Source organism: Streptomyces shinuiensis, assembly GCF_043660855.1.
GTDB lineage: Bacteria > Actinomycetota > Actinomycetes > Streptomycetales > Streptomycetaceae > Streptomyces.
The window spans coordinates 95,100-121,201 of record NZ_JBIHML010000004.1 but is presented as its reverse complement, the minus strand read 5'-3'; the positions used below and the strand labels follow the sequence as shown (position 1 = coordinate 121,201).

The following is a 26,102-nucleotide window of genomic DNA, read 5'->3' as shown; positions in this document are numbered from 1 at the left end:
GTGTCCGCTACCGCGAGCACTGGCACGTTGGGTGCCTGCCGCCGTCGACCGGGGTGGGACCGCCAGAAGATGAGGGGGCCCACCCCGACGGGACGCGGCCGGGACGGGCACGGCCGGCGGCCGCTGGCCCTGTGGCTTCGGGCGGGAGAGCGATGCCGGCTCGGTGAGTTCGACGTGTTGGGCAGGGTGTGGTGTCAGTGGGGGTTCGTAGGGTGGGCCTGTGGTGAGAGTTCCGTGGGAGAGGCTGGCCGAGAACGCCAGGCTGTCGGAGTCCTTGGTGACCTTGCTGGTGATGCGGCTTCGGGAGCGGGCGCAGCCGGTCGACGGGACGGGCGGTGACGGCGGCCGGGATCTGTTCGAGTACACCGATGACGGCGAACTGGTCGTGTACGAGGCGAAGTCGTTCACCGGCCGCATGACGCCCGGCCGCCGGCAGCAGGTACGGAGGTCTCTGGTGTCGGTGGCCCGTCACCAGCCGGATCACTGGGATCTGCTCGTCCCGATCGATCCGAACCCTGCCGAACAACGCTGGTTCGACGGCTTGCGCGCCGAGTTCGGGTTCGTGCGGCACTGGCGGGGGCGCAGCTGGCTGGAGGAGAAGTGCGCGGCTCATCCCGATCTGGTGCGCTACGCATTGCAGGAATCGGCCGACTACATCCTGGAGCGGATCGCCCAGGCGCGTGCCGAGCGCGACGTGCTGACCGGCGGGATCAGCGACTACCTCGAGCGGGCCCGTGCGCTGCACGGGAGGGTCCAGGAGATCTCCCCGCACTACGCGGTGCACACCTCCCTGGACGCCGACGGCCGAACGGCCGTGCACCTGACACCCCGCGGCCCCGACCCGGACGGGCAGAGCGCGATCCGGTTCACCGGACAGGTCCGCTTCGCCGAAGATGACCCACAGGAGACCCGCCGAAGGCAACGGTTCGAGGAGGTCATGCGCTTCGGCGGCGAGGTGGAGCTGAGCGCGGACAACCTCGCCGAAGCCACACTGTCGGGCCCCGCCGGGCTGGGGCTGGAGCGCATCGCGGTAGGCGGTGTGCGCATCACTTCGCCCCGGCAGGAGCTGACGCCGCCGCTACGGGGGCAGGTCGTCATCCAGCTGCCCTCGGGCGTTCCGCTCGCCTCCCTGCCCGTGTGCTTCACACAGCGGGTGAGCGGCTTGGACGGCGGGACCCTGCACGGCAGCGACGCGACCGGGGTGATGCACGTACGGCTGCGCTACAGCCAGCGCAACCACTCCGCCCAGCTGAAGTTCACCTTCCAGCCGCCCGAGGCGGCGATGCCGCAGACGCTGGTGCCGGTGCTGCGACTGCTCAGCCAGGCCACGCCCGGTCATGTCATGCAGCTCGCCTTCGCCGGGGAGCCGGCCGGCCGAGTGCAGGCACCGGTCAGCACGAGCATGACGCCTCAGGGCTGGGATCCGGACGAGGCCCGGCTGTGGGCCGACGCCTTCGACGACCTGAGCCGACTGCAGAACAGGACCGGCCGCTTCTTTCCCGTCCCCGAAAACTTCACCCAACGCGATGCACGCGAGGTCAAAGACATTCTCGCCCTTCTCGACGGGGAAGAGACCGTGCTGCGGGGCGGCACCGTGTCGGTGGGCGTGGACAGCGTCGAGGCCCTCGACAAACTGGGCGACGTCCGCGCCGGGATGTTCCGTGTCACCGCCGGCTACGAGGGCATGCTCTTCACCCTCGGCGAGCACCAGATCGACCTCGGGCCCTGCACCGAGATTTACACGATGGACAAGATCCTCAACATGAAGGAGGCGCGGCGGGACCTCGCCGCGCACGGGCACGCGACCGTGACGATGCGCGTTGCCAAGCGCTTCCCGCCCGTGCGCTATCTCGGGCCCCTGCGCGACGGCGGCACCCGGGGGTGACAGGCGATACCGCCGTGCCGGATCCCACGGGCACGATCAGACCGTGGGCGCGGCGGTTCGGCAGTCGTGCGGGGCGCGGCCATGGCGGGCAAGGCCTCCCCACCGAGTCCCTGCAGAGGACGGTGGTACGGGAGGCAGAGGAGACGACCGCGGGGAAACGGACTCTGGCAGCCGTGCTGCTGACGGGCCGACGATGTCCTGGAGGATCACGACAGGGGTGGCATGGAGCTGGCGGCGTTTTTCAGCAGCGGTGACGGATGGGCGCAGCCCTGGGTGCTCGACGTCGCGCTGGTCGAATCCTTGCGGTTCGGTCCGCCGGCCGGGCACACCGACTTGGACGTGGCGATCGCACTGACCCAGCTGCTGTACAGCGACTTCGTCTCCTACGGGACCGACGGCCGGGACAGGCGCTTGACCAACGAGACCGTGCCTGTCGTCATCAAGGCCCACCGCGCCGTCATCGAGCGTCTCGCCCTCGAGCCGCCGGTGTGGCCGTTCCGAACGTTCGACGGCCCGCGCGGCTTCGGTTCGTACTGGCGCGACAACGACATGAGCGGCAGCTGGAAGGCCCGCCGCGACTGCGTGGAAAGGATCCTCGGCCCGACCAGGGACGCGCTGGAGGAACTGCAGGAACTGGAGTACGAGGCCCGGTTCCGGGGCGGCCCGGCGGGCAGCTTCAAGAACCTGATCTTCGCCGCCGACGGCGAGAAGCCCGAGATGGTGCTGCGGGACGCGGTGAACAACGACGTAGAGATCGTCCGCAACGCGCACACGTGCCTGGTGCTCACCGATCCGCTGCCCCCGCAGGGGCTCACCTGGCGGCAGATGGTCGCCTGGTGGCAGAAGAATCACCAACCGGACGGCGACGAGAAGACGGCCGCAAACGGCCTGTACCGGCGCCTGTACCGGTCTCTGGACTCCGTGCCCGAGCAGCTGGTGATGCGGACCTACTGCGCCCGCTACGCCGAGGACGGCGGCTTCGACCTGCCCGCGCTGATCCCGCAGGTCTACCTCCACTACGATCCCTACACCCGCCGCAGCGGCAAGCAGTCCGGCGCGCTGCCCCGCCAGCGCATGGACTTCCTGCTCCTGGCCCCCGACCGCGCCCGCATCGTCATCGAGGTCGACGGCGTCCAGCACTACAGCCGCCCCAACCCGCCCGACGACAAGGGGCGGATCACGCACACCGCCGTACCGCGGCTGTACGCGGAGATGGTCGCCGAAGACCGCCGGCTGCGGCTGGCCGGGTACGAGATCTACCGCTTCGGCGGCTGGGAGCTCTCCCAGCCGCACGCCGAACGGCTAGTGGCGGACTTCTTTACCGAGCTCCTCGCACGGCACCAGAAGCCGGTCCCATAGACCGGCGCCATCTCGCTGTGGGTGGCGCGGTGGAATGCGGTGAGCAGCGGACCGGGGCCGGGTCACCGTCAGGGACCAGCGGATGGCTTCGTTCGAGGCGTCCACGTGCATGGTCACCGAGCCCACGCCGACACGGCCTGGGGCAGGTCGTCAGCCGCCGTCGTGGGCGATCCGCCTGCCGATGGCGGTCCACACCGGCTCGGCCGCTTCCTCGGGTACGGCGCCGGTGAGGCCGTCGAGGTGCTCGACGGCCTCACGGGTGATGTAGCGGTCGGGGTCCGGGGACTGCAGGTAGCGGCGCAGCAGGTCGGCGTCGAGGCCTTGGCGCTGGAGGTGGGCGGCGAGGGTGCCGACCAGGAGGTGGTTGTGGGCGAGGGCGTCGGTCAGGGCGTACAGGACCAGGCGCTGCCACTGCTTCATGTCATCGCCGTGCAGAGTCTGCAGGTGCTGGGATCGGGCGAGGTAGGCGCTGATGCGGCGGCAGTGGTGGGTCACCAGGGCCAGCAGTTGCGGTGGCACCTCCTGGCCCGCCGGGCGCGGGGCGGGCTCGACCGTGCGGGGTTCGGGTGCGGGCGGCAGCGTGTCGTGGATCTGCTGCAAGCCCGCGGTCTGCTGCGGGCCGCGGGGGATTTCGCTGCGTCGCTGGGGTCGTTTGCGGGGGTGACGGATCCCGGTGCCGGGGCGGCGTGTGAAAGCCCCGGGCTGGGAGTGCCGCGCGCTGCGGGGCGGGGACGTCGCCGTGCCCGGCGTGCGACGGGCGTTCGGGGCCTTAGAGGGCGGTTCGTGAGTGTTTGAGTGGTTCCGCCGTCGCCTGATGGTGTGAGTGTGAGCGGAACCTGTCGGCCCGAGGCCGCTGATCTGTTGATGTGATGAGGTGAATGGACGCAAGCCGTACCCGAGTGACTTATCGGACGAGCAGTGGTCGTTGATCGAGCCGGTGATCACCGCGTGGAAGGACCGGCACCGCTCGGTCAGCGGCCACCAGGGCAGATACTCGATGCGGGAGATCGTCAACGCGATCCTCTACCAGAGCCGGACCGGCTGTCAGTGGGCCTACCTCCCGCACGACCTGCCGCCGAAGAGCGCGACGTACTACTACTTCGCCACCTGGCGCGACGACGGAACCGACCAGGTCATCCATGAACTGCTGCGCTGCCAGGTCCGCGAGCGGGCCCGCCGGTTAGAGGACCCGACCCTGGTGGTGCTGGACACCCAGAGCGTCCACGTGGCTGCCGGGGTCCCCTCCTCCACGACCGGCCTCGATCCGGCCAAGCGGGTGCCGGGCCGCAAACGGGGCCTGGCCGTGGACGTGCTGGGTCTGGTCATCGCGGTTGTCGTGCTGGCCGCGAACACGCACGACAACGCCGCGGGTATCGCCCTGCTGAACCAGGTCGCCGCGCACACCGGCGGCACCGTCGAGAAAGCCCTGGTCGATCAGGGCTTCAAGAACCAGGTCGTCGCGCATGGCGTCGGCCTGGGCATCGACGTGGAGATCGTCGAGCGCAACCCGCAGGACACCGGCTTCGTGCCGCAGCCGAAGCGGTGGAGGGTCGAGCAGACCTACGGGATCTTGATACTGCACCGGCGCCTGGTCCGCGACTACGAGCACCATCCCGCTTCCTCCGCCTCCCGCGTCTACTGGGCCATGACCCACGTCATGGCCCGCCAGCTCACCGGCGCGAACACTCCCACCTGGCGCGATGCGCAGGCGGTGACCGCGTGAACCTCCGGCCCCTGCTCGACGCGCTGGACCTCCAGGAGGATGCCGCCCGGGCCCTGGCTGACGACCTGCGAGGACAGATCGGCGAACTGCAGGGCCGGCTGCGGGAGGCCGAGACCCACCTCGAACACCTGGCGATCACCCGGAAGACCGTCACCGGCCTTGCCGACCGGCTCCCGGCCGGTCCACCGGACCTGCCCGAGCACCCGGACTACCCCCGCATCCTCGCCGTCTTCCACGAGGCCACCGGCCCGCTGCGGGCCCGTGACGTCTGCGAAGCCCTCGATCATGAGCTGCTGCCGAAGAACGTCGAAGGCACCCGCGCCAAGCTGAAACGTCTGGTCAAACTCGGCATCCTCACCGAGATCGACGCCGGCAGCTTCGCCAGGAAGCAGTAGCCGACGAACACGTGATCAGCAGCCCTGCCCTAACCTCACTTCGAAACGGACATCAACTCACGAACTGCCCTCTTAGAGCTGCGGGTCGAGGCCGAACTGGTTCATCACGTCGGTGAACAGCTCCTGTGCGGTCTCTGCACGGGCTTCGGTCTCGTCGAGCGGGGTCAGTGTGGCGGTGACGGGCTGGATCCGGCGGGGGTGGCGGGCGTGGTCGGGAACGTCGGTGAAGCCGCCGAAACCGGTAACGACGGGGACCAGAGCGGGCGGCGGCGTCGTGGGAGATGAGGTGACGACGGTGAGGGTTGCGGTCAGTTGCAGCGCGCTGTCCACCCGGAGCCGGCGGGCCAGTTCCCATGCGGTGTTGGTCAGGTCGCGGCAGCAGGCGCCGATGAAGTCCTGGGACACCGCGACGCCCGTGTCGGGTATGTCGTCGGTGCCAAGGCTGCGTGCGGCGTTCCAGGAGACGTTGGCGGCCAGCAGCACGGTACCGTCGTGGTGCAGTTCGGCGTGGACCTCGCGGGCACCGGACAAGAGGAGAGTGCTGAGGACCCAGCGGCGCAGGCCGGGACGCGGGTTGCCGGTGACGACCTCCAGGCTGGCCAGGGGGCCGGGCCTCATCGGATCAATTCCCCGGCGGCGGGCGGCCAGGGCCACGGCGGTCATCTCTTCGCGGGTCAGGCGTGGAGCGGTGCGCGGCAGCGGGCGCTCGGGGCGGGCCAGGGCGAAGAAGTAGGCGGCCGGCTCGCTGTGCTGGGCGGACACGGTCTCCTTGGCGTGGGTGAGCAGGTGGTGTGCTTCGTCCTCGGCGTGCTGGGCGCGGGTGAAGCGGTCGCGGTAGGCGCGTTCGAGTTGGTGTTCGGCCATCCAGGCAGTGTGGTCGCGGTCGCGGTAGGGGGCGACGGCGGCCTGCTGGTCCTTGTCGCGGGTGGCGGTGCCGTAGACGAGGTGGGGGGCCATGGGGCTGGCCGGGACGTCGGCCACGAGCACGCTAGTGGCGCGGTCGGCCGAGGTGAGGACCGTGAAGGTGAGGTCGGGCAGGTAGGGCTGGACGTGGTTGCGGACCCACTGGGCGTACTGCTCGATGTTCACCTCGTCTGGGTCGATTCCGACCAGCTCGCACGTGGCATCCCGCACGCCGAAGATGATCAGGCCGCCGCGGGTGTTGGCCATCGCGGCGACGTCCTTGGCCAGTTCGTTCCAGCGGCCCTCCCGCGGGGGCTGAGGAAGCTGTTCCTTCCAGTCCAGGTCGTCGGATTCCGCCAGCCGGTCGGCAGCGGCCTTGGCTACCATGCCGAAGTCCAGGGGGCCGGGCGCAGCCCCGAGGTGCTCATGCAGTCGTGTCCAGGAGCGGGCCATGGCCGGCACCCTACGGCGCGGCACTGACAGCGCCGGCCGGCCGAGGCGAAGGCGCATCCCTGGCTCACCGCCGGTTGGGGTACTGCGGACCGGCGGCCCGCACGAGGGTGGCGAGTTGTCCGTGCTGTTTATCCGTGGTGACCGGCAGGGCGTGTGGGGCGGACCGGGCGGTCTCGAGGGGTGTGGCTGAGGGTGCTACCGCTTCGGGCCTGGCGAATTGGATAAAGAGACGGAATTCCGTGTCCGCACTGCCGCTGACCTGCGGTGGGGCGAGTTGAAGGCCTCGCGCGACGACGGTACGTCCGTGTGGACACAGGTGTCGGAATGCGTGTGATCGGCCTGGCCCGCCGGGCTGGTCAGGTGCCACGATCGAGGCCTCGCCAAGGGCTGCGGGCGCTTCGCCCCCAACAGTCGTGCGGCGAGCTGCGTCTGTTGTGCCATCAGTTCGAGGAGCATCATGTTCGTCTTCTCCGCCCGCCTGGCCACGGCCGGTGCGGTCGTCGCGGTGACTGCCGAGTGCGGCATCGCGTACCCGCTCGCCGACCGTCTCCCGGCCGGCGACGCCGTCGTCATCGTCATCGTCGTCCTGGCCGTCACCGCGCTGGCCGCGACCGGCCACGAGGTGCCCGCCGTGCTGGGGGTGCTGGCGGCCGCGGCCGCCGGCCAGCTGGCGCGGGCCCGGCCGGGGCTGCCCCTGGACGTGCGCCGCGCGTTCGTCGGGGCGCTCTGAGATGGCCGGCCGACCGCTCGGCCCCATCCCGGCCAGCACGCCCCCCGAGCTGCGGGCTCTCGTCGTGCGGCTGCGCGACGCCAAGGAGGCCTCGGGCAAGACCTTCGAGGCGCTCGCCAAGGATGGCGGGGTCTCGGAGAGCGTCGTACGCCGCGCCCTCGCAGGTAAGGGGGTGCCCCCGCTGGAGACCGTGAAAGCCATCACCCACGCCTGCGGCCGCACGGTGGACGACATGGCACGGGCGTGGCATGCCGCGAAGGCGGAGGAGGTCCTGCCGGGCACGCGGGAGCTGGGCCCGAAGATGGTCAGCTCGCGTGCCGAGCTCGTCGAGTCGATGATCTACATGAGGATCACGGGCGGGTATCCGCCGCTGCACCAGCTCGAGAAGGACGCGGGCAGCGACGAGAACGGCCGGACGCGCTTGCCCCACTCGACGCTCCATAAGGTCCTGAAGGGACGGATACCTCCCACCGAGACGCTGTTCACCGCCTTCATGGAAGCCCTGTCCGTGCCCGCCGCCGACAGCCAAAACTGGCTGGATGCCCATCGCCGCCTCTTCGCCGACGCCCCCGCGCGGCGCCCCTTTGGACAGCCGCCTCCCGTCGTACGCGACGAGCCGCCTGCAATCACCTCGTGTGAGGCGGCCGAACGCGCACTCCCACGCATGGAGCGCGACGAGGAGATCAAACGGAAGACCGGACAGCTGAAGGAGCCGGACGACTACGAACTCCTCGGCCTCGGCTACCTCAACGCCCCCGCGCCCGACTTCCTATGGCCGGAGTACGACGAAGACGAGCTCGCCGCCTTGGAGGCCGAGGCAGCAGCCCAGCAGCCCGCTCAGCAGCATGTCGACCTGCGTGAGAAGCTGCGCGCCATCATCGACCGCAGCGCCCCGGCCTGACCCCCGGGCACGGACAGCCACCTCGCACCAGCCGGCCTCAGCACAGCGGCTCCCAGCCGCATGCCAGCGCCGCGCGGCTCGGCGAAGGTGCGGGCAGCATGTCGAGGGTGTGCCGGGCTGGCCCCCGCGGGCGGCCCGGAGACACCGGTCGGCACGTCTGCGTCGACCGTGAGAGGGATCCATCAGCGACCTGCGCTCCTATCAGCTCGACGACACCGCTCACAGCCTGCGCAACAACGACACCCCCTGCGGCGCCTGACGGCCACCCGAAGAGGGACGGGCCGATATGCCGCCTGCGCCCCCGGCCGTCCAGGTGGTGCGCGTCCGGCGGCGCGCGGAGGTCCACCGGTAGATCGGCGGAGGGCGTCACCCAAGTCGGGGCAGGGTTTACGCCAGGACGGCCGGGACGACGTCCTCGGCTGTCCAGTCCCCCTCGAACAGGGCAGCGATCAGGCGTACATGGTCCTCGGGAAGCTGGCCAGCACGGTGCTTGGTACGGGCCTTGGCGAGCCAGGCGCCGAGGTTGACGGTGTCGCCGTCGACGCGGATCGTCTCGCGGGCGGCGGGGGCGCGGCCTTCGCGGTGCAGGAAGAGATCCAAGAGCTGGACGGTTTGGGCGAAGGTGCGGCGGGCCCGGCGGGCGGGGGCGAGCGGGTTGGCTTCGGGGGTGAGGCCCAGGGCGGTCATCAACTGCTGCTGACCGTCGGCGAGGGCGTGCCAGGTGGTGAGCTGGCGGGCCAGCCAGGAGCCGATCCTCACCCCGGCCAGGGTCGTGTCGCGGGTGAGCGCGGCCGGGTCGGCGCCGGAGGCGAGATGGGCGCGCAGCAGGTGGTATTTGCGGTGCCAGTCCGCGCCGTGCGGCAGGCGCCAGTCCGGTGCGAGGGCGGTGAGGGCGTCGGCGCGGGCGGCATCGAGGGTGTTCCTGGCGGCGAGGTGGCGCTGCTCGGCGAGCCAGGCGCCGACAGGGGTGGTGGCGGGAGCGGCGAGGTGACCGTGCGCGGCGTGGTAGTCGGCTGCTTGGGTGAGGCGGGCGCGCCAGGCGGCGTCGTGCTTGTCCCAGATCATGCCCAGCGCGTCGAGTTCGGCGATCCAGTCCGCCTCGAGGCGGCCGGCCCTGCGGGCGTCGCGCAGGGTGGTGATGAAGGTGCCGAGACGAAAGCCGGTGGGGTCGGTGTGGTCGGCGGGGACGTCGAGGTGGCCGTAGTGGTCGCGGTAGGCCTGGGCGGCAGCCAGCCCGAGGCGGCGGGAGCGGGAGACGCCTTGGTCGCGGGGGTCGAAGGAGGCCAAATCCATGGCGCGGGCGATGCGTTCGGGGTGGACGGTGAAGTCGAAGTGCCAGCGGCGTTCGATGACGGTGCTGGTCTCCTTCGGCAGGCGGTTGGCCTTGTCCGGGAGGCGCTCGAGGATGCGGTGGTCGTGGCTGGCCAGGGCGCAGGCGATCGCCCACACCGGCTCGTAAGGGGTGCCGAGGATGTTCTCGCCGTCGGCGCCGGACGGAACGTAGACGGGCACGATCAGCGAGGCGGTCTTGCCGGAGACGTCCAGGCGCAGGGCGCGGCCGAGGGCCTGGACGCAGCGGATGACGCTGCGGGTGGGGTCGGCGAAGACGACGGCATCCACGCTGGGGATGTCGACGCCCTCGGCGATCAGCCGGGAGTTGGCGAGGATCGCGCAGTCGGCGGCGGCGAACGCGGTGAAGGTGTCGGCGCGCTGGGCGGGGGTGTGCTCGCCGTGGGCGAAGAACAGCTGCGGGGTGAGGTCCGGGACGAGGCCGGGGTCGGTGCGGGCCAGCAGACGCAGCGTGTGCGGGAGCTCGCGGGCGAAGCGGCGGGCGTCGGAGACGAGGTTGAAGTAGACCAGCACCTTGTTCAGGCGGTGCTCGGTCATGGCGCGCAGCACCGCAAGGTGCAGGGCGGTGGTGCGCAGCGCGCTGTCCGGCTCCTCGCCGCTGCCGTCGCCGGGAGGGCGGGCGGTGGGGAGGTTGAGGCGGCGGCGCAGGTCGGCGTCGGTGAGGGTGGGCACCACGATGCGGTAGTCCGCTGCCCGGCCGTCGGCCACTGCCTGTGCGAGGGGATACTCGAAGATTTTTTTGCCGTACACCTGTTCGTTGTCCATGGAGTTGGCGAACGCGTCGACGCCCCGCCCCGCGGCGGGGCGGCGGCGTGGGCGGGCGGTGTCGGCGGACTCGGCCAGCTCGGGGGCGGCGAAGATACGGGGGGTGGCGGTCATGTAGAGGCGGCGGTCCGCGCGGATGCGTCCGTTGTCGTTGACGATCGCCCACTTCTTGTCCGCCCGGCCGGCGATGCGGTGCGCCTCGTCCATGACCGCCAGGTCGAAGGCGGGGACGTCATCGCGGGTGCGCTGGGCGGTTTCGACCTTGGGCAGGGAGTCGTAGGTGCAGATCACCGTCAGCGCCGCGAGTGCCCCCTCGCCCGCCGCGGCCAGGGCCGCGGCCAGCCCGGCCGCGTCCCCGGTGGAGCCGACCCCGGCGGCGGCCAGGTCCGGGCGGGCGCAGGCGTCCATCGAGGAGACGATCACCATCGGCTCGCGGCGGTGGTCGGCGCGCCAGGCCAGCGCGGTCTGCGCCGCCAGGTCCAGGGTGGGCACCGTGAACAGCACCAGACGCGCCCCCAGCTCCTCGCCGATCCGGCTCGCGACCAGGGTCTTGCCCGTCCCCGTGGCCGCCACGTACAGCCCGCGGCTGCCCGGGCGGCGCAGATGCCGTACGGCCGCATCTCTGCCCCGGATCTGGTCCGGGCGCAGCACCGCCCGCTCCGGTCGGGCGGGGAGGTCCACCAGGTCCATGGTCGGTGTCGTCCTTACCGGGTGAGCGGGGGTCAGGGGGCGGTCGGCGGGGCGTCCTGGAGGAGGGCGGTGTAGCGGTGGTGGGTGTCCAGGGAGCGCAGGAGGGGGCCGGTCAGGCGGGCGGTGACCGCGCCGGGGGTGGAGGTGATCTCCGCCCAGGTGGCGAGGGTGGCCTCTTCGTAGGTGTCCTGGTCGTAGCGGGCCGTCGGTCCGTCCAGGGGCCGGGTGTTCTGCTGCTGGATGGGGCGGCGGCCGCGGAGGCGGGTGGCGCCCACCGCGAGCGCCCAGTTTCCGCGGTAGCCGGCCTCGGCGGCCGCGGCCTGGACCAGGGCCAGCAGGCGCCGGGTGAGGTTGACCACGGCCGCGTCCAGCAGGATCTGCTCGCCGGAGGGCAGCTGGTCTGACAGGCGGCTGGAGAAGAGGCGCAGGCCGCCGTCCTCGAAGACCTGGACCTCGATGACGTCTGGGTCGTGGCCGTCGCGCGGGGCGTTGTAGATGCGGCCTTCTCCCAGGGCGGGGCTGGCCTTGGCCACGCCGCGGGCGCGGCGGTGCCCGTTGGTGGCGTGGGTGAGGCCGGGGGCGACCTGCACGTCGCGCAGCAGGGTCTCCAGCCCGGGTGTGGAGGCGTTCTGGATGAAGTGCCACAGGCGGGTGTTCCAGTTCGGGTCGCTGGTCAGGTCCAGCAGCATGTCGCGCCGCCCGGCGGCCGGCTGGGCCAGGAGGAACAGGTGCGACTGGTCGCCCGCCCCGGCCAGGGGGTCGCGGCCGATCTCCTCGCGCAGCAGGGCCAGGGCGTCGTCTTCGGCGGTGCGGCGCCGCTGGTGCAGGCGGACGACGTCGGCGTCGGCCAGGGGGTGCTTGGTCTTGTCGCCGCGGCCGAAGTAGCGGCCGTCGACCATGTGGGGGGCGGCGGGGCTGGGCGGGATGTGCACGATGAGGTAGCCGCGGGCGGGGTCGGTCTCGGAGGGGATGGGGTCGGTGAGTACCGGCAGCGGCGGGTCGGGCAGGGTGCGGGCGATGTTCTCCACCCGTTCGGCCAGGCCCGCCAGCGGCTGGGGGGCGAGGGTGAGGGTGCGGTGCTCGGTGTCCTCGGCGACGCCGATCAGCAGGGTGCCGCCGTCGACGGCGAAGGAGGCCAGGTCCCGGGCGAGTTCCTTGTTGGAGCTCTTGCCCGCTGCCAGGGCCTCCTTGGCGTCCAGGTGGTGCGACTCGCTGATCAGGCCCTGTTCCAGGGCGGCGCGCAGGTCGGCTTCGGTCTTCGGCGCCCAGCGGGGGGTGTCGGGTGAGAGGTAGATCGACATCGGCCGGGCCTTCCTCACGAACGGGTCGGCGCTGTGCGCCCGGACCGGCACGGTAGCGGACCGCACCGATAACACCGCCGGGACCGTTGCGGCACAGGCCCCCTCCCCCGTTCCTGCCGGCCGCCCCCCGCCGGTGCGGGGGCAGGTGAGAGGGGCGCCGGTCTCCGCCAGGGGGTTACCAGTTCCCGGTGCTGTCGCGCCACGCCGTCCCCAGCGCGGTGAACTCCTCCAGCCTCTCGGCCGGAAGGCCGTGGGGGCGCTGCTGCCGCACCTCGGCTGCCCCAGGTGCGGGGTCCGGCAGCGGGGAGGGCTAGCAGGCGGCACTGCACCTGGCCGGGTCACCGGTCTGCCGTGCTCCGTGGAGACGTTCGTATCCGGTGCAGCCACCGTCGGCAGGTCTCGGCGGTGACCGGTTCGAACAGCTCCGGGGTGGAGATCTCGAGCAGGAACTGCGTCAGCAGGTCCTGGTGCGCCTCGTCGATGTCGACTTCCTCCTGGAAGTGCACCGCCTGGGCCCAGGCGGTGAGCTGGTCCGGGCCGGCCAGTCCGGCGAGGGTCTTCTCCAGGGCGGCGGCGGCGTGGCCGCGGGTGAAGGCGGCGGGAGTCGACGCCCTGTAGCGCCGGGCCGCCCGGAGAAGCGCGGGCAGTTCACCACGCCAGTACAGGAGATCCTCGGTAGGGCTGCATCGGTCGGCGTCCACGGCTCCCATCCTGGCCCAGCACACCAGCCGGCAGGTTTCCGCCACCGGTGGGGCCCGCGCCGGGGCAGGCCGGTGGTCAGGGCCCGGGGAGCCGTCCGGCCGAAGAGGGGTGGGCGGGGTCAGGTCCTGTTCCAGCGGTAGAAGAGCTGTTCTCCCGGTCCGGCGCCCAGGCCGATCGGGCGGCCGGTAAGGACGTATCCGATGTCGGTGCTCCGGCCGGGCGGGAGCACGGTGAAGCCGGAGCGGGCGTAGAAGGGCCCCAGCGCGCGGCCGACGTCGAGCTGCCCGTAACAGCATCATGAAATCCAGCTGCCAGTACACCTGGACGCAGCGCGTGAGCAGAGGGCCACCCCGAGTCCCTGGCCCCGGGTGTCCTCGGCGACCGCGAGTGCCTTGATCTTGGCGTACTTCAGCATCGCCAGCAGGGCGTGCTGCTCTTGACGCCCTCTCCCCCTTCAGAGGGAGAGAACATCAAGTGTCAGTGGTCCCAGACGGGTGGATGGACTCTCCCGGTGCTGTGCGGCTGCGCCGATAGTAGGGGTGATCTGTGTCGATTTGCCTTGCCAGGCGGAGGGGGGTGGGTTCGATTTGGCGGCCGTCCCAGCCGACGCCTTGGTTGATGAGGACGACGCCCGTCTTTCCGATGAGGTCGGCGTCAGCGTCGTCCGAGGTGGGAATGACGGTGAGGCGCACGGCCGTGTGCGCGTATCCGTTCTTTCCTTGTCTCTTTTCAGCTTGTGGGGTGAATCGCGAGAAGTCCGCGCCGAATCGGCCTGGGGGGCCTGCGGCCCAGGGGCGGGGCACGGTGACGAGGAGGAAGTCGGGGAGGTAGCTCGTGCCGTCGTCCGACACGAGTTGGAAGGGGGCTTCGGTGGTCTTGGTGCGGCGCCATACTCCGGTTTTTCCCCGGATGTAGGCGCCGGTTGGTCGTCCGATGCGTTCGAGGTCGTTGATGGTGCGGACGACGGCGAGTGGTCGTTGGGCTCGGGGGAGGCCGTGGCCGGGCAGCCAGGAGGCGGGACGGGGAGAGGCTGCGGGGGGCTGCTGTGCGAGGTTTTCGTCGCGGAGGCCCGCCCAGATGTACTCGGTGGTATCGCCGTTCACGTAGATGACCATGGGGCCGGGGAGAGGCAGTTGGGTGCGGGCGGTGATGAGCGCGGCTTCGGTGATCTGCGCCGCTGCCGAGGCCTGGTGGCTTTCGTCGCCGATGGTGGGGAAGTCACAGACGTCGAGTCCGAGGTTGGTCGAGTGGACGGCAAGGCGCGTTTGCCGGTAGGGCTCCCACTGTGAGGTGACGGGCGAGTAGGCCCATGCGGTCCATGGCTCGTTCGGGCCTGCGACCGGCCGGATGGCTGTGAGGGTGATGGTGAGGGGGGCGGGTTTGGTGTTCCGCTGGCCGTATCGGTGCGGCTGGGCGTGTCGGCGGACGTGGATGCCGATGTGCCACCAGGGGTGGAGTGGGAGGTTGCCGAACGCGGTGCCGAGGCGGTGGTCGATGACTCCGAGGCCGCGGAGGGCGTCGCGGAGCGCGTTCTCCGTCGCGTTGGCCAGTCCGCTCTCTCGTGCTTCGGTCGCCTTCTTGATGTAGTACGGCGAGCAGGGTTCGCCGTTCTTCTTGAGCGTGGGCACGGGGGGTGGGGCCTGTTTGATGTATTGGGAGCTGACGTTGAGCCGGGCCAGCGCTGCTTTGGAGGGCCACTTGCCGTCCTCGGCCTCTGCCCTTTCCTTCTCTTCGGGGGTGGGGTACTTGCGGGTGGGGTCCCATTGCGTCTCGCAGAGGGTGGTGATGACCCGGCCTTCTTCGCGGAAGGGGTCGAGGAGGTCGGCGAGCTGCTGTTGCCGGTGCTCTGCGGTGGCGGGGCCGTGGGCGAGGGCGCCTGCCTTGTCCTGGAGGAAGAGCACGTCCACGCGGCCGGGGATGACGTCGGGCTGCACGCATCCGTCGGGGGCGGTGAAGTCGTCGCCCAGGTGCCATTGGCGTGCGATCTCGCGTTGGATCCGTGAGCGGACTTCGTCGGTGTGCCACAGCACCGCCAGGAGCAGGCGGTCGATGCCGGCGGCGTCCAGTGCGGGGGGCAGGTGCTGGAGGAGGATCGGGCCGCTGATGCGTACACCGGTCCTGGTCGTGGGGACTGACAGGCCGGGTACCTCGATGTACACGGGGGTCTTGTCCCGGTAGCGCTCGCAGTGCTGGTCGATGTGCTCCTCGATCCGGCGGAACATCTCCATTCCGTGGCCGCGGCCCAGGCCGGGCGTGGTGGTGTTCTCGGGAGCCACGGCCCGCACCGCTCCCAGCTCGGCCGTGGCCGCGATGGCGTTCTCCTGGAGTGTCTCGGGGAAGGGCGGCACCCGGCGGGTCAGCCGCGGTAGTCCGGCCAGGCGTCGGCTGGCGGCCACGGTGGGCACGTTCAGGCGCCGTTTCCAGGGCGGCCCGTCGGTGTGGGCAGCGACGGCGAGGGGCTGGTCGGGGTTGGAGAGCAGGACCGTGGCGACCCCGTACCAGCGGGTGGCCAGCAGGGTGGTGACGGCGGTGACGGTGACGGCGTGGCGCGTGGAGTGTCCCGACGCCGCGGTGCCGATCTTGATGCGGGGAAGCAGGCGGCGTACCCGTCCCTCGGCATCCGGTGCGCTGGGCAGTTCGTGGCCGATGGCGGCGAGGGTGCCGTCGGTGCACAGCGTGAAACGGATCGGTTCCCTGCCGCCGAGCTGCCATGGGATGGTGGCCAGGGCCTCGGCCAAGCGCCAGCGGGCCAGTTCGCCCGGCCACCAGCTCGCCGCGCGCCGCCCGGCCACATGGCGCGGCAGGGCGGGGTAGGGCAGGGCGGGGGCGGCGGCGATCAGGTCGGCCAGGCGCCGGACGGCTTGGGATCCCGGCCCGTTGGGAAGGACGGCCTGCCCCCAGGCGAGGAAGACATCCCGACGGTCCTGGTCGGGCATCTCAGCACCGGTGAGCAGCTGCACCTGTCCGCTGCCGGCATCCCAGCGGGCCCAGGTGCCCGCGACGGCGCGCAGGATGGCTTCCAGTGCGTGGTAAGGCGGTTGGACGTCCTGCTTTCTGTCGCCGATCCGTTGTTTGTAGGCGTGGCGCAGGTCGTGCCACAGCTCGTGGGCGGCCGGGCCGGGGCGGTAGGCGAAGACGGTGCCCAGGACGTCGGGGTGGGTGCGGTACTGCAGCAGGCCGGCGCGCTTGCGGTGTTCGTCGCCGGGCGGGCATGCGGTCATGCGGCCACTCCGAAGTGGTCGGGGTATCCCTTGCGCAGCCCGGTGAGCAGGTGGGGGGCCTGGGCGTAGTGCAAGAACTCCTCGGCGGTGTGGCCGTAGGTGCGGCCGGTGCCGGCGAGTTCCTGTGGGCTGTAGCTCTCGTACAGTTCGCGGACGAGGGTGGGCAGATCGGTGTTCCAGGTGGTGTCGTGGAAGGCGCCGTCGATGAGGTGCAGTTCGACGTGGGTCTGGCCACGTCGGCCGCGTCCGGCGAGTTGGATGCACTGCCCCAGGAGCGTGGCGATCAGTTCGCAGCGCAGGTCGTTGGGGAGGGCGGTGAAGCGCTTGGGGGCGGCGAGGATGGCCCCCAGGCGGGTGCGGGCCGTTGCGCGGATGGCGGCCAGGCGGGCGGCGGGGGTGCCGCGGCGGGGTGTGGAGCGCCAGGCGCAGGCGGCGATGCTGGCGGACAGGGCGGCGGGTTCGTCGACCGGCATGACCGGGCGGATGGCGAGGCCGATCAGGGTGATGGCGGATTCGCGTTTGCCCGAGGGGGCTGTGGTGAGGATGTTCAGGCCTCGTTCGGTGCGGGGCAGGGGGGAGATGAGCACGTCGCCGCCCCGGTCGGCGAGCTGGGAGAACTGGTCGCGGGTGACCAGGGTGACGGCGTCGGGTACCGGCGGCAGGTCGGGGTCGTCCCTATCCGGGGTGGCCACGAAGATGTTCAGCTTCCGGCCGAGTGCGAGGGCGGCCTCGTACAGGGCGGCGGCGAACAGGCGGGCTTGGGCGTAGGAGTTGACGGCGATCAGAGCGCGGGCGCGGTGGGCCGTGGCGGTGTCGGTCGCCAGGCGTTGGAGGTCTTTTACCAGGGTCGGTGCGTAGCCGCGCGCGAGGGCGGCGACGTGGTGGGCGCGCTCGCGGTAGGGCGTGCTGCCCACGGCCAGGGGGAGGTTGTCGGCGGTGGGGGTGCTGCGGAAGATACTCAGTCCGCCGCGCTGGGCGTCGGGCATGGCCCATTGCGGTTCGGCCAGCAGGTGGGTGCGTGCGGCTCGCGGGAGGTATCCGGTGGCCGACATCCCCAGGACGACCCGGCGGTGGCCGGCCAGCGCCAGGGACACGATGTCGCCCAGGTAGGCGGTCTCGGTGTGCGGGTCGCCGCGCAGGACCTCCATGAGCAGGCGCGGCTTCGCGGTGGGGTCGTCGAGGCCTTCGAAGCGGAAGCCGCTGATCTGCCGGCCCAGTGGCCCGAAGGGCACGACGTTGCCGGTGTCGCGGTGGCCGATCGTGTCGGCGAGGGTGGAGGCGCCGTCGATGGCGTGCCCGGCGAGTTCTCCGGCTCGGTCGGCGAGGTCGAAGAGGGTGTGGTTCAGCGCGCTCAGCCACGCTTTCATCATCACCGCGTGGAACACGCCACCCGCGAGGACCGGGATGGGTGGTTCGTGGGGTGGATCTTCGTCGTTGCGGTCACCGTCGGCTGCGGGCGGAGGCCGTCGGCTTTCCTGCGGGGGGTGTGCGCGGTCCTTGGCGAGTTGCCTGACGGCTTTCTCGATGACCGTCCGCAGTTCTTCCTTGACCGCATCGAGTTCCCACCGGCCGCTCTCATCCAGGCTCAGCATTCTCTGCAGCAGGTCGGGGATGGGGCGGAGCCGTCCGGTCAGGGCGGCGGGTGGGAGGCGGTCTTCGGGCCGGGTGGCGACCGGCGGCAGGAGTGCCTGCAGTTGGTCCATCTGCTGCGCGCCGGCGGTGGCGTCACTGTCGACTCCGATGAGGTTCTCCAGCAGTTCCCGGTCCCAGCGGTGGGGCTGGTACCAGCGTCGCCGGTCCCGCAGGATCTGCCGCATCCGGCGCGGGTCCTTCCCGGCGGCCAACGCCCGGGCCTGGCCGGTCTCGGTGCAGATCTCGCCGCTGCCGACCAGGTCGAGGAGCTGCTCGGCGAGCCAGACGGCTCGGGTGAGTGGCCCGCGTACCTCCACTCGCAGGGCCGCGGGGGCGCGGTGGACGTTGTCGCGGGCCTGGCGCAGAGCTGTGTTCGGTTCGCCGCTGGATGCCAGCACCAGGCTCTGTGAGGATTCGAAGCCCCTGGACTGGTAGGCGTCGACCTCGTCGATGATCACCAGGTGGGCGCGGCGCAGCAGCAACTCCCGCACACTCATCTGCCGGCGCATCTCACCGTCGACGAGCACGGGGATCTTGACCATGCCGCGCTGGAAGCAGGCGTGCGTGGTCACGATGATCTGGGCGGAGCAGGCGGCACGGATGTGTGAGAACTTGTCGCACCGGTTCACATACGGGCACAGCGCCGCCCCTTGTGGTCTGGTGGGGTCGGCGTGGCGCAGGCTCGCGCACGGTTCCCTTCCGGTGCCGAATCGGTCGTGTCCGTCCAGCTGGGCTGCGGCCGCGCAGCCGTAGCCGGCTTCGGCCAGCCGGTCCATGAGCTCGTCCGGCATCTGCGACAGGGGCGTGTGGTCATCGACGGCCTTGTGCGCGGTCTGCAGCGTGAACTCGTGGCGGCTGCCGGGTGCGATCAGCGGTGTGGCCGCGACATCCAGCCTCAGCGCTGTCAGCTCCCGGCGCAGCGTCGCCACCTCGGCGAAGACGTCGGCGTTGTCGCTGACCAGCAGAGCAACGGTGTGGCCCTGCCGGGCGAGCTGCGTGGCCTGGGCGCGGGCGAAGACGTTCTTGCCCACCCCGGTCGGTGCGCTCAGGTGACGCATCGGCCCCGGGTTCATCCGGACTGAGGACTGCGGCACTTTCGTGCCCGTGCCCATCGTGCCGCTCAGCAGGAGGCCGACTTGGTGCTCGCGGAAGGCGGGGCCTTCCATCGCCGCGTCGGTTGTGCGGGTGAGCCACCCCAGCACGTTCGGATCGAGGGGGATCGGCCCCGTGGCGTCCGCGGTGGTGACCACGGGCGGCACATAGCCTGCGCCGGCCGTGTCGAAGGCGAGCTGGATCGGTCCCCGGGGGCTCGCGGCCACCCAGCCGCCGCCAGCGGCCATCTCGATGCGTACCTTCCGCTCCTCGGGGACCAGCAGCCGGTCCGCCGAGGTCAGCGGGTGCTGGCCGTGTCGCGGGTGGACCTCCAGCATGCGCCCGTCTTCGCGGGCACCGGGGGCGTAGCGGTGCACGACCGGGTCGTCCCACTGCTGGTCGAACCCTTTGCGGACCCGCCGCTGCAGGGAGGCCAGGTCGGCCTCCCCGCGTGAGCGTTGGGCGACGAGCCGGCCGAGGCGCTGCTGCTCGTCGTACGGCAGGCGGTCCCACCGCGGCCACACCCGCGCGGCCTGCCCCGACAGCAGGACGTGCGCGTCGGCGAGCCGGACCACCGCCCGACCTGCGGTGTCCTTGGCCGGGAAGTAGTGCTCGGCCAGGGCGAGTGCTGCGGCCAGGACCCGGCTCATGCCGCGCTCACCTCGTCGGTCAGCGTCACATCGGTGATCACCCGGGCGCCGTGCGGGCCCAGCACACGTGTGAGGACCTTGGTGTATCCGCCCAGGTGCTCGGGGATGACCACAGTCAGCCCTGCGCACCCCTCGGAGTCCTCTCGCATCCGCTGCGCGATGCCCTGCGGGTCCGCCCAGGTCTTGACATCAACACGCCAGACGGCGCCGTTCTTCGTGATGTGCAGGTCGTAGCTGTCGCCGTACGGCCACAGACGCACCTGCGCGCCAGCCTCCTCGGCGCGTTCTTTCAACTCGATCTCCAGCAGGCCTGGCAGGACGATCCACTGCCACAGCCCGTACGACAGGGCGACCCGTCCCTCCACCGGCTGCAACTGCGGCGCGTGGCGGATCTCCCCGCCGGCGGGGTCGAGCCGCCACTGCCCGTCCTGGGAGGTCATCGCGAACCGGGCGCCGCGTTCGGTGTGCCGGACGTCCTCGCACCGCAGGTCGGCAGCATGGTGGCCCCGGGGGACGGCGCGCATGGTCCACCGGCACAGCGGGCACGGGGCCCACCATCCGGCGAACTGCCGCATCGGCGAGATGGCCGTGTACACCCCGAGGTCAGCCAGTTGCGCGTGCCGGGCCAGGGCGCGCCGTGCCATCACGGGCGTGGTGACCAGCGCTTCTCGGCCTTCGGTGTACGCGGTGAAGCCGGCCTGTCGGAGTGTTTGGAACACCGCGTGCTGCACCACCTCGGCCGTGATGCGTGACAGCCGTGCGCCCGTCGGGAGCTTGCCGAGCGCCCGCAGCACGCTGTGTACGTGTCGCAGATCCGCTCCCATTCCGGGCACCTGCTGGGCCGGGGCCGAAGCTTCCATCGCCAGCCGCGCCAGAACCGGTGCCGCGGTGCCGTCGTCCTCGAGCAGCCGCACGTCCCAGATCCTCGACCACGATCCCGGCCCGGGTAGCAGCTCGCCGACCGGGGCCCGGCGCAACCGGCCCAGGAAGTCGGGGAAGGACGCGGCCCTCCCCGATACGCCGCACGCGCGCAGGTAGCGGCCGTAGCACTCCATCAGCAGCCGAGCCCGGGCACGCACATCCCCGCCCGGAGTGCACCACGTCATCGCCGCGATGACACACGCATCCAGGGCGTCCTGTTGTTCCGGGTCCAGTTCCCCGAGCTCGGCGGGAACGACATCAGCAGTAAGCACAGGAGTTCCTCACCCGTTGACGGGCCGTCGGGCACTCGACGGCCTCCCATTATGGAGGAAAAGATCATCATTGTGTGCTTTTGCGTGTTCGGGGAAGCGGCGGCGCGCCGCTGTGAAGCGCGGGATGGCCTGGTAGAAGAGGACCACGTCGACGGCAGGGGACGACAGGTGGGCGAATGGACGTGTGAGGCATGCGGGCGTCCTGTGGCACAGGCCGAGGGAGTAACGACGGCCGCCGCGGTACGGGCCCACGCCCGGCAGGCAGGGCACGGTCAAGCGAGTGTGCGGCGTGTGACGCCCTCAGGCGCAGTGCATCGCTGGCGTACCGAAGCCGAGCGGGAGCGGGAACGGGAGAAAGCCGAGGAGCGTGCGCTGCGGGCTGAGGAACGGCGCCGTTGGGCGGAGTTACGGACGGAGGGACAGGGACGGCGGACGAACCGGATCGCGTCCCCGAAGCGCTCGGCCCTGCCGGTGGCCCCGACGCCTCCCCACGTATGGCCTGCGCTAGGTGGCCTATGCGCGGTCGTTCTGGGGTTCATTCTGCTTGAGGTGGGCGGCGAAGCCGGACGGTGCGCAAGACACTCGGGCAGCGAGAGCAACCACATGTTCGCGTTCGAATCATGTTCCCACGCCTTGGGGAACGCCTCCGCGTTCGAGGTCTTCGCTGGCCGCGTAGGGGGCTGGGTACTGCTCGCGGGCATCATGTCCCTGGTCATAGCGGTGGTGCTGTGGGTACGGCACCACATTGCACCGGGAGACCGAATGCAGTTCAGCATCGTCGTACTGTTGGCAGTCATCTCCACCGGAAGACAGCTCAGGCGCAACGCACGCGGCTCATCATCCTCGGCGCAACGGCGACGCGCTCCCCGTGGTCGCGGGTACGGCGACGGCGATGTGAATGATGACGGTGGCTATTGGTGACCAGCGCAGGCACGACGACTGAACTGTCCCGAGCGCTGGGGAACCCGGTGGTGCGCCCAGCGGACGGATCAAGGTCTGAGCAGTACGTCGAGGCCCGGCTACCGCCACGGGTTGCCGGGCCTCCGCACGCCGTCAGTCTGAGAAACTCAGCGGCTGGAGCGCTCATCCACGCTGAGATAAGACCGCCAGCCGTCCCCCCGGGACTCGGAGGCCGGTGGGCGAACTCGACGGAATCGATGCCGGTGAACCCCGCCAGCGCCGAGGTGCGGTGGACGCCGCCATAGAAGCAGATCTCCTGCAGGCCAGCGGCTGCTTCCCGGGTGCGTCGACCTCTCGGCCGTGATCGCACCGATTGAGGCTCTTCCGTACGGCCGGCTTCCGCGCCCGCAGTCACACCCACCGCGGGGCTGCAGTGCGGAACCGTTGACCGGTCCCGTCCTGGGACCAGGCACAGCGCAGGCCTGCCTGCTTCGGACCGGCGAAGGTCAGGGGGCGGGGGTGTAGGAGAGGCGGGTGTCGGGGCAGTCGGCGGCGAGGTCTTCCAGCGCCGACCGTTCGGCGGTGTCGGCGGTCAGGGACCAGCGGAGCTTGGTCGCGACCCAGTCGGCCGCATAGTCACAGTGCGTGTCGGTGGCCGGGGGAAGCCATTCGGCCGGGTCCTGGTCGCCCTTGGAGCGGTTGGTGGAGGCGGTGACCGCGATCAGGGCGTAGTCGGCGTCCAGGTCGTTGGCGAAGGCCTCACGCCGCTGGGCGTCCCAGGCAGAGGCGCCCGAGTCCCAGGCCTCGGCCAGGGGGACTGTGTGGTCGATGTCGAGACGGGCGGGGTCGGTGACGGTCTGCTGGTCGTAAGGAGAGTGCCAGCGGCCGCCGGTCAGCGCACACCCCTCGCCCTGCTTGGGGGGCTCGGTCGCTTCGGCGAGCAGGACCTCCCGCCGGGTATCGCAGCCATCCTGGTCGGTGTCGCTCCAGTGGCGGAACTTCTCCCGCTCGTAGCCGTCGCGGGACTCTGGCGCGGTCTCCAGCCGGGCGAGGGCCTCGGCCAGTCCCAGCCCCTCCCCCGCCCCGCCGGTGTCCGAGGTGGCGGGTGCGGTGGCCGGCGCGGACGGTTTGGCGTCATCGACCACCCCGCCCGGTTCAATACCGCACCCGGCCACCGCCAGCAGCAGCGCGGCGGTGGCGGGCAGAACGGACAGGCGGCGGGGTGAAAGCACGTCACATCTCCAGGACACGGGCAGTTTTGGCTGCCTTATCGTCCCAGAGCACCCTGGTGGCTCTCCATCCCGCATCCCGCGGTGGTCGGCCTGCCGCGAGGCGCTGTGCGCACCCGGCCAAGCCGAGCTGGCCCAGGTTAGGTCGAGCCGAATCGGGCCGGGCGTGCCGGTCTTGAGCGGTGGCGCGCCCGGGGGCTTCGGCCGCCGGTGGTCATTCCAGGGCCGCCGCGTCGACCGTCGCGGGCCCGGCGGTCGGGACGGCGACCGTGGTGGTGGGGTGGGGATGGGTGAGGCCGCAAGTGCGGTGCAGGCGGTTGCGGGCGGTCACCTGCCCGGCCAGCGCCTCCAGATGGACGGCGTGGGCCAGGCCCGCGAGGCCGGTGTCGTCGAGCTGGAGGCGCCAGCGGTTGGTGGCGGTGTCGTAGTGGGCCTCGATCAGGGCCTCCCATAGGGTGCCGGCCGCCGCCGGGGCGGCGGCCAGGCCGGGCAGGAGGTGGGTGTAGCGGCGCAGCAGGAGCATCTCGTGCGGCTGGAGGGCGACCTCTTGGTAGGCGGGGTCGGCCGCCTTCGTCGTCCAGGCCGGGCACGGCCGGTCGGCGTTGGTGCGGTGGTGGTGCCAGGCCAGCGCGTCCATGCCTTCGGGGGTGATGCGGGCGGCCCGGGCCTCGGGCGGGCGGGCGGTGTGGGCGCGCAGGACCTCGTGTGCGGGGACGGTGCGGCACAGCCCCATCCATTCCAGCGCCCGCACCGCCCGCTCCTCCAGGGGGCCGCCCACCGGCAGCCAGGCTTGCCGCACCGTCTCCCCCGCCCGCTCCGCAGCAGCGAGATGCTCCAGCACCGCCCACTGCCCGCCGGTGATCTTGTCGGTCATCCCCGCCCGCTCTCCTTCCTCGCCGACACGGTGGGGCCGCTGCCCCGAGCCCACCCGGGGGATCATGGCCCACCACGCACCGGCCGGGTGGTGTTTTCGCCCGTACACCACCTGTACAACTCCCACCTGTCCGCGCCGTCACGCCGCACCACGGCAAGGTGGCGGTCAGGCAGTCACCCGGCGTGGCCGTCTTCTCGTGGCAGACCTTGCGGGCCGGGCGACCGCCGGTGCCAGGCGCTCCACAAGAGAGGCCGGATACTGCCGTCAACGGGTGCACTCATCAGTCCGACGTGACGGCTGGGAGTGAGTCGACAGACCCGCTCACGACGGGTGAGGTCATCCACTCCAGGGGACTCTTGCGAGAACGAGTCCCCGGACGTCGGCAGCACCGGTCGCCCGGAGCCGGCGCGCGACGTACTGGAGTTGCGATCCGCTGGTGAAGACATCGTCCACGAGGAGGATGGTGGCCCCCTTGATGTCGCCGGTGTCTCCGGTCCAGGTCAGCGCGGCGGCATGCGCGACTGCGGCCGCACGCTTCTCGTCCAAAGTCCGGTTCGCGGACCGGGGCGTCTCGGCATGCTTTACCAGCCGGTGGTCGCCTGGCGGGCTGAGCGGGAAAGCTCGGGTCATGTCCTCTGTGTAGGCGGCGTCCATGATCGCCTCAATGTGCTGGAGAGGCTGGCGGCCCGTGTGGGTGGGGTTGCCGACGACGTGGTCGACACCTCGCATGGCCTCGGGGTGGCTTTCCATCCAGCCGACGAGGAGCCGACCGAAGATCATCGCCCAGCTGGCCTTTCCTTCGTACTTCAGTCTGTGGATCTTGTCGCGCAGGGCTCCGGAGTACATGGCCACCGCGTCGACGCGGGAGAACCCTCGCTCGGTTTCCGGCAGCGCGCACACCCGGTTGCCGCACTGCCTGCCGGGCGTGAGGGCCTGGGAGCAGACCGAGCAATGGGGCTCGGCGACGGGCTGGAGGGTGCGGCCGGCACAGCCGGAGCACAGGCGGGCGGTGCCGGTGACGGCGTAGGCGCACACTGGGCAGTCGGGGAAGCCTGCCGGGTCGGGGAGGCCTGCCGTCACAGGTCGGTCAGGGCGAGCTGCTGGCGCTGCTGTCCGGCGGCCTGGATGTCCGCGGCCTGGCCGAGGCGGTCGGTGATGTCGCTGGAGGCGGTGACCAGGATCGCCCGGTCCTCGTCCAGCATCTTCTTGGCCCAGGGTTGGGTCTCGGCGAGGGAGCGGATCAGGAAGACCAGCTTGCCGTGCTCGGCGGCCAGGCGGGCCTGCATCTTGGCGCCCGACGTGCTGGAGGCCTCGATGACGACACTGCCCAGGGTGGTGCCGGAGGTGACGATGTTGCGGCGCGGGAAGGTGTACCTCGCCGGGGGGCTCTTCGGCCAGAACTGGCTCAGCAGCGCTCCGCCGGAGGCGAGGATCGCCTTGGCAAGCGGCCGGTTCTCGGCCGGGTAGATCGGGGCGGCGATGCCGGTGCCCATGATGGCGAAGGTCCGGCCGCGCGCGGTGAGGGTGGCCTGGTGGGCGGCTGCGTCGATGCCCTTGGCGAGGCCGCTGGCGATCACGACGTCGTGCTCGACGAGCTCGCGGGCCATCCGGGCGGCCCGGCGCAGCCCGGCCTCGGAGGCTTGGCGGGTGCCGACGATGGCAATGGAGCGGGCATCGCGCTGGTCGAGCTCGCCGCGGTAGAAGAGGAACGGCGGCAGGTTGCCGATCACCCTGAGGTTTGCCGGGTAGTCCTTGTCCAGGACCGTGACCAGGCGCGCGCCGGCCTTGCCGGCCGCGGCCAGCTCGTCGTCGACGCGGGCGCGGGCGTCGTCCAGGCCTGTGGCTAGGGCCTGCTGCAGCAGGGGCCGGTTCTTCGTCGCGGCACGCGAGTCCTCGCGCACTTGTCCGTCCATGAGCGCGGCCAAGCCCTCAGGGCTCTGGGCGCTGCGGGCGAGCAGGCTCCAGTCGAGGGTGGCGTCGCCGGTGCGCAGCGCGCACAGGGTTAGCAGATCGTGCTGCTCAGCGGTGATATCGAGGTCCATCAGGGTTGTCCTTCTACTCGTGGCCCCGGGATGTTCGAAGGATGAAGCGAGGTACTCGGGCCACTTCCATCATGGCGTACGCGGTCCGCGTACGGGAGGCAAGGGCACGGTC

18 protein-coding genes are annotated in these 26,102 nt (G+C 71.2%); 6 read left to right on the top strand and 12 right to left on the bottom strand.

Going from position 1 to position 26,102, the window contains the following annotated elements:
* Positions 1-220 precede the first annotated feature (220 nt).
* Both ACGRHY_RS28295 and ACGRHY_RS28290 read left to right on the top strand, forming a co-directional pair.
* Entirely contained in the window at positions 221-1,885 is a 1,665-nt protein-coding gene (locus ACGRHY_RS28295; protein ID WP_394638505.1) for a hypothetical protein, read from the top strand.
* A gap of 222 nt (positions 1,886-2,107) precedes the next feature.
* Positions 2,108-3,244, top strand: coding sequence for a hypothetical protein (locus ACGRHY_RS28290; RefSeq protein ID WP_394638504.1), 1,137 nt, complete (start codon positions 2,108-2,110; stop codon positions 3,242-3,244).
* Between the two features lie 150 nt (positions 3,245-3,394).
* On the opposite strand, the gene ACGRHY_RS28285 is transcribed toward ACGRHY_RS28290, so the two are convergent.
* Positions 3,395-3,844 (bottom strand): hypothetical protein, encoded by a 450-nt coding sequence (locus ACGRHY_RS28285; RefSeq protein WP_394638503.1) that lies wholly within the window; start codon positions 3,842-3,844, stop codon positions 3,395-3,397.
* Between the two features lie 274 nt (positions 3,845-4,118).
* On the opposite strand from ACGRHY_RS28285, the gene ACGRHY_RS28280 reads away from it, so the two are divergent.
* Both ACGRHY_RS28280 and ACGRHY_RS28275 read left to right on the top strand, forming a co-directional pair.
* Complete coding sequence (locus ACGRHY_RS28280; protein ID WP_394638454.1) at positions 4,119-4,967, top strand: IS5 family transposase; 849 nt, start codon at positions 4,119-4,121, stop codon at positions 4,965-4,967.
* Positions 4,964-5,362 carry a hypothetical protein gene (locus tag ACGRHY_RS28275; RefSeq protein WP_394638453.1) on the top strand — a complete coding sequence of 133 codons (399 nt, stop codon included), beginning with the start codon at positions 4,964-4,966 and terminating at the stop codon, positions 5,360-5,362. Before ACGRHY_RS28280 ends, ACGRHY_RS28275 begins: the two co-directional genes overlap by 4 nt.
* Before the next feature lie 72 nt (positions 5,363-5,434).
* Here ACGRHY_RS28275 and ACGRHY_RS28270 read toward each other — a convergent pair whose 3' ends face one another.
* On the bottom strand, positions 5,435-6,718 hold the full coding sequence (locus ACGRHY_RS28270; RefSeq protein WP_394638502.1) for an AlbA family DNA-binding domain-containing protein: 1,284 nt from the start codon (positions 6,716-6,718) through the stop codon (positions 5,435-5,437).
* A 457-nt stretch (positions 6,719-7,175) separates the two neighbouring features.
* Here ACGRHY_RS28270 and ACGRHY_RS28265 point away from each other — a divergent pair, with 457 nt between their 5' ends.
* Both ACGRHY_RS28265 and ACGRHY_RS28260 read left to right on the top strand, forming a co-directional pair.
* Entirely contained in the window at positions 7,176-7,448 is a 273-nt protein-coding gene (locus ACGRHY_RS28265; protein ID WP_394638501.1) for a hypothetical protein, read from the top strand.
* Between the two features lies 1 nt (position 7,449).
* Positions 7,450-8,349: a helix-turn-helix domain-containing protein gene (locus ACGRHY_RS28260; RefSeq protein WP_394638500.1), complete on the top strand. Its 900-nt coding sequence runs from the start codon at positions 7,450-7,452 to the stop codon at positions 8,347-8,349.
* A gap of 387 nt (positions 8,350-8,736) precedes the next feature.
* Here the strand turns inward: ACGRHY_RS28260 and ACGRHY_RS28255 are convergent, their stop codons facing one another.
* The 10 genes from ACGRHY_RS28255 to ACGRHY_RS28210 form a co-directional block, all read right to left on the bottom strand.
* Positions 8,737-11,154 (bottom strand): DEAD/DEAH box helicase, encoded by a 2,418-nt coding sequence (locus ACGRHY_RS28255; protein ID WP_394638499.1) that lies wholly within the window; start codon positions 11,152-11,154, stop codon positions 8,737-8,739.
* Between the two features lie 32 nt (positions 11,155-11,186).
* Positions 11,187-12,455 carry an AlbA family DNA-binding domain-containing protein gene (locus tag ACGRHY_RS28250; RefSeq protein ID WP_394638498.1) on the bottom strand — a complete coding sequence of 423 codons (1,269 nt, stop codon included), beginning with the start codon at positions 12,453-12,455 and terminating at the stop codon, positions 11,187-11,189.
* 338 nt (positions 12,456-12,793) lie between these two features.
* Positions 12,794-13,156, bottom strand: coding sequence for a hypothetical protein (locus ACGRHY_RS28245; protein ID WP_394638497.1), 363 nt, complete (start codon positions 13,154-13,156; stop codon positions 12,794-12,796).
* A gap of 471 nt (positions 13,157-13,627) precedes the next feature.
* A complete protein-coding gene (locus tag ACGRHY_RS28240) occupies positions 13,628-16,378 on the bottom strand; it encodes an RNaseH domain-containing protein (RefSeq protein WP_394638496.1) in 2,751 nt (916 codons plus the stop codon).
* Positions 16,375-19,752, bottom strand: coding sequence for a hypothetical protein (locus ACGRHY_RS28235; RefSeq protein WP_394638495.1), 3,378 nt, complete (start codon positions 19,750-19,752; stop codon positions 16,375-16,377). Before ACGRHY_RS28235 ends, ACGRHY_RS28240 begins: the two co-directional genes overlap by 4 nt.
* Positions 19,749-20,945, bottom strand: coding sequence for a restriction endonuclease-related protein (locus ACGRHY_RS28230; protein ID WP_394638494.1), 1,197 nt, complete (start codon positions 20,943-20,945; stop codon positions 19,749-19,751). The genes ACGRHY_RS28235 and ACGRHY_RS28230 overlap by 4 nt, the downstream gene beginning before the upstream one ends.
* A 1,406-nt stretch (positions 20,946-22,351) precedes the next feature.
* Positions 22,352-23,077, bottom strand: coding sequence for an HNH endonuclease family protein (locus ACGRHY_RS28225; RefSeq protein ID WP_394638493.1), 726 nt, complete (start codon positions 23,075-23,077; stop codon positions 22,352-22,354).
* Between the two features lie 211 nt (positions 23,078-23,288).
* Complete coding sequence (locus ACGRHY_RS28220) at positions 23,289-23,948, bottom strand: DUF6417 family protein (RefSeq protein ID WP_394638492.1); 660 nt, start codon at positions 23,946-23,948, stop codon at positions 23,289-23,291.
* A 336-nt stretch (positions 23,949-24,284) separates the two neighbouring features.
* Positions 24,285-25,028, bottom strand: coding sequence for a ComFC family protein (locus ACGRHY_RS28215; RefSeq protein ID WP_394638491.1), 744 nt, complete (start codon positions 25,026-25,028; stop codon positions 24,285-24,287).
* Positions 25,025-25,990 carry a DNA-processing protein DprA gene (locus tag ACGRHY_RS28210; RefSeq protein ID WP_394638490.1) on the bottom strand — a complete coding sequence of 322 codons (966 nt, stop codon included), beginning with the start codon at positions 25,988-25,990 and terminating at the stop codon, positions 25,025-25,027. Before ACGRHY_RS28210 ends, ACGRHY_RS28215 begins: the two co-directional genes overlap by 4 nt.
* Positions 25,991-26,102: the final 112 nt, after the last annotated feature.

Bases quoted from the DNA above. Each gene is read 5' to 3' on its own strand.
- ACGRHY_RS28255 (WP_394638499.1), bottom strand. From the start codon at position 11,154: ATGGACCTGGTGGACCTCCCCGCCCGACCGGAGCGGGCGGTGCTGCGC.
- ACGRHY_RS28240 (WP_394638496.1), bottom strand. From the start codon at position 16,378: ATGACCGCATGCCCGCCCGGCGACGAACACCGCAAGCGCGCCGGCCTG.
- ACGRHY_RS28260 (WP_394638500.1), top strand. From the start codon at position 7,450: ATGGCCGGCCGACCGCTCGGCCCCATCCCGGCCAGCACGCCCCCCGAG.
- ACGRHY_RS28235 (WP_394638495.1), bottom strand. From the start codon at position 19,752: ATGAGCCGGGTCCTGGCCGCAGCACTCGCCCTGGCCGAGCACTACTTC.
- ACGRHY_RS28290 (WP_394638504.1), top strand. From the start codon at position 2,108: ATGGAGCTGGCGGCGTTTTTCAGCAGCGGTGACGGATGGGCGCAGCCC.
- ACGRHY_RS28250 (WP_394638498.1), bottom strand. From the start codon at position 12,455: ATGTCGATCTACCTCTCACCCGACACCCCCCGCTGGGCGCCGAAGACC.
- ACGRHY_RS28270 (WP_394638502.1), bottom strand. From the start codon at position 6,718: ATGGCCCGCTCCTGGACACGACTGCATGAGCACCTCGGGGCTGCGCCC.
- ACGRHY_RS28220 (WP_394638492.1), bottom strand. From the start codon at position 23,948: ATGACCGACAAGATCACCGGCGGGCAGTGGGCGGTGCTGGAGCATCTC.
- ACGRHY_RS28265 (WP_394638501.1), top strand. From the start codon at position 7,176: ATGTTCGTCTTCTCCGCCCGCCTGGCCACGGCCGGTGCGGTCGTCGCG.
- ACGRHY_RS28210 (WP_394638490.1), bottom strand. From the start codon at position 25,990: ATGGACCTCGATATCACCGCTGAGCAGCACGATCTGCTAACCCTGTGC.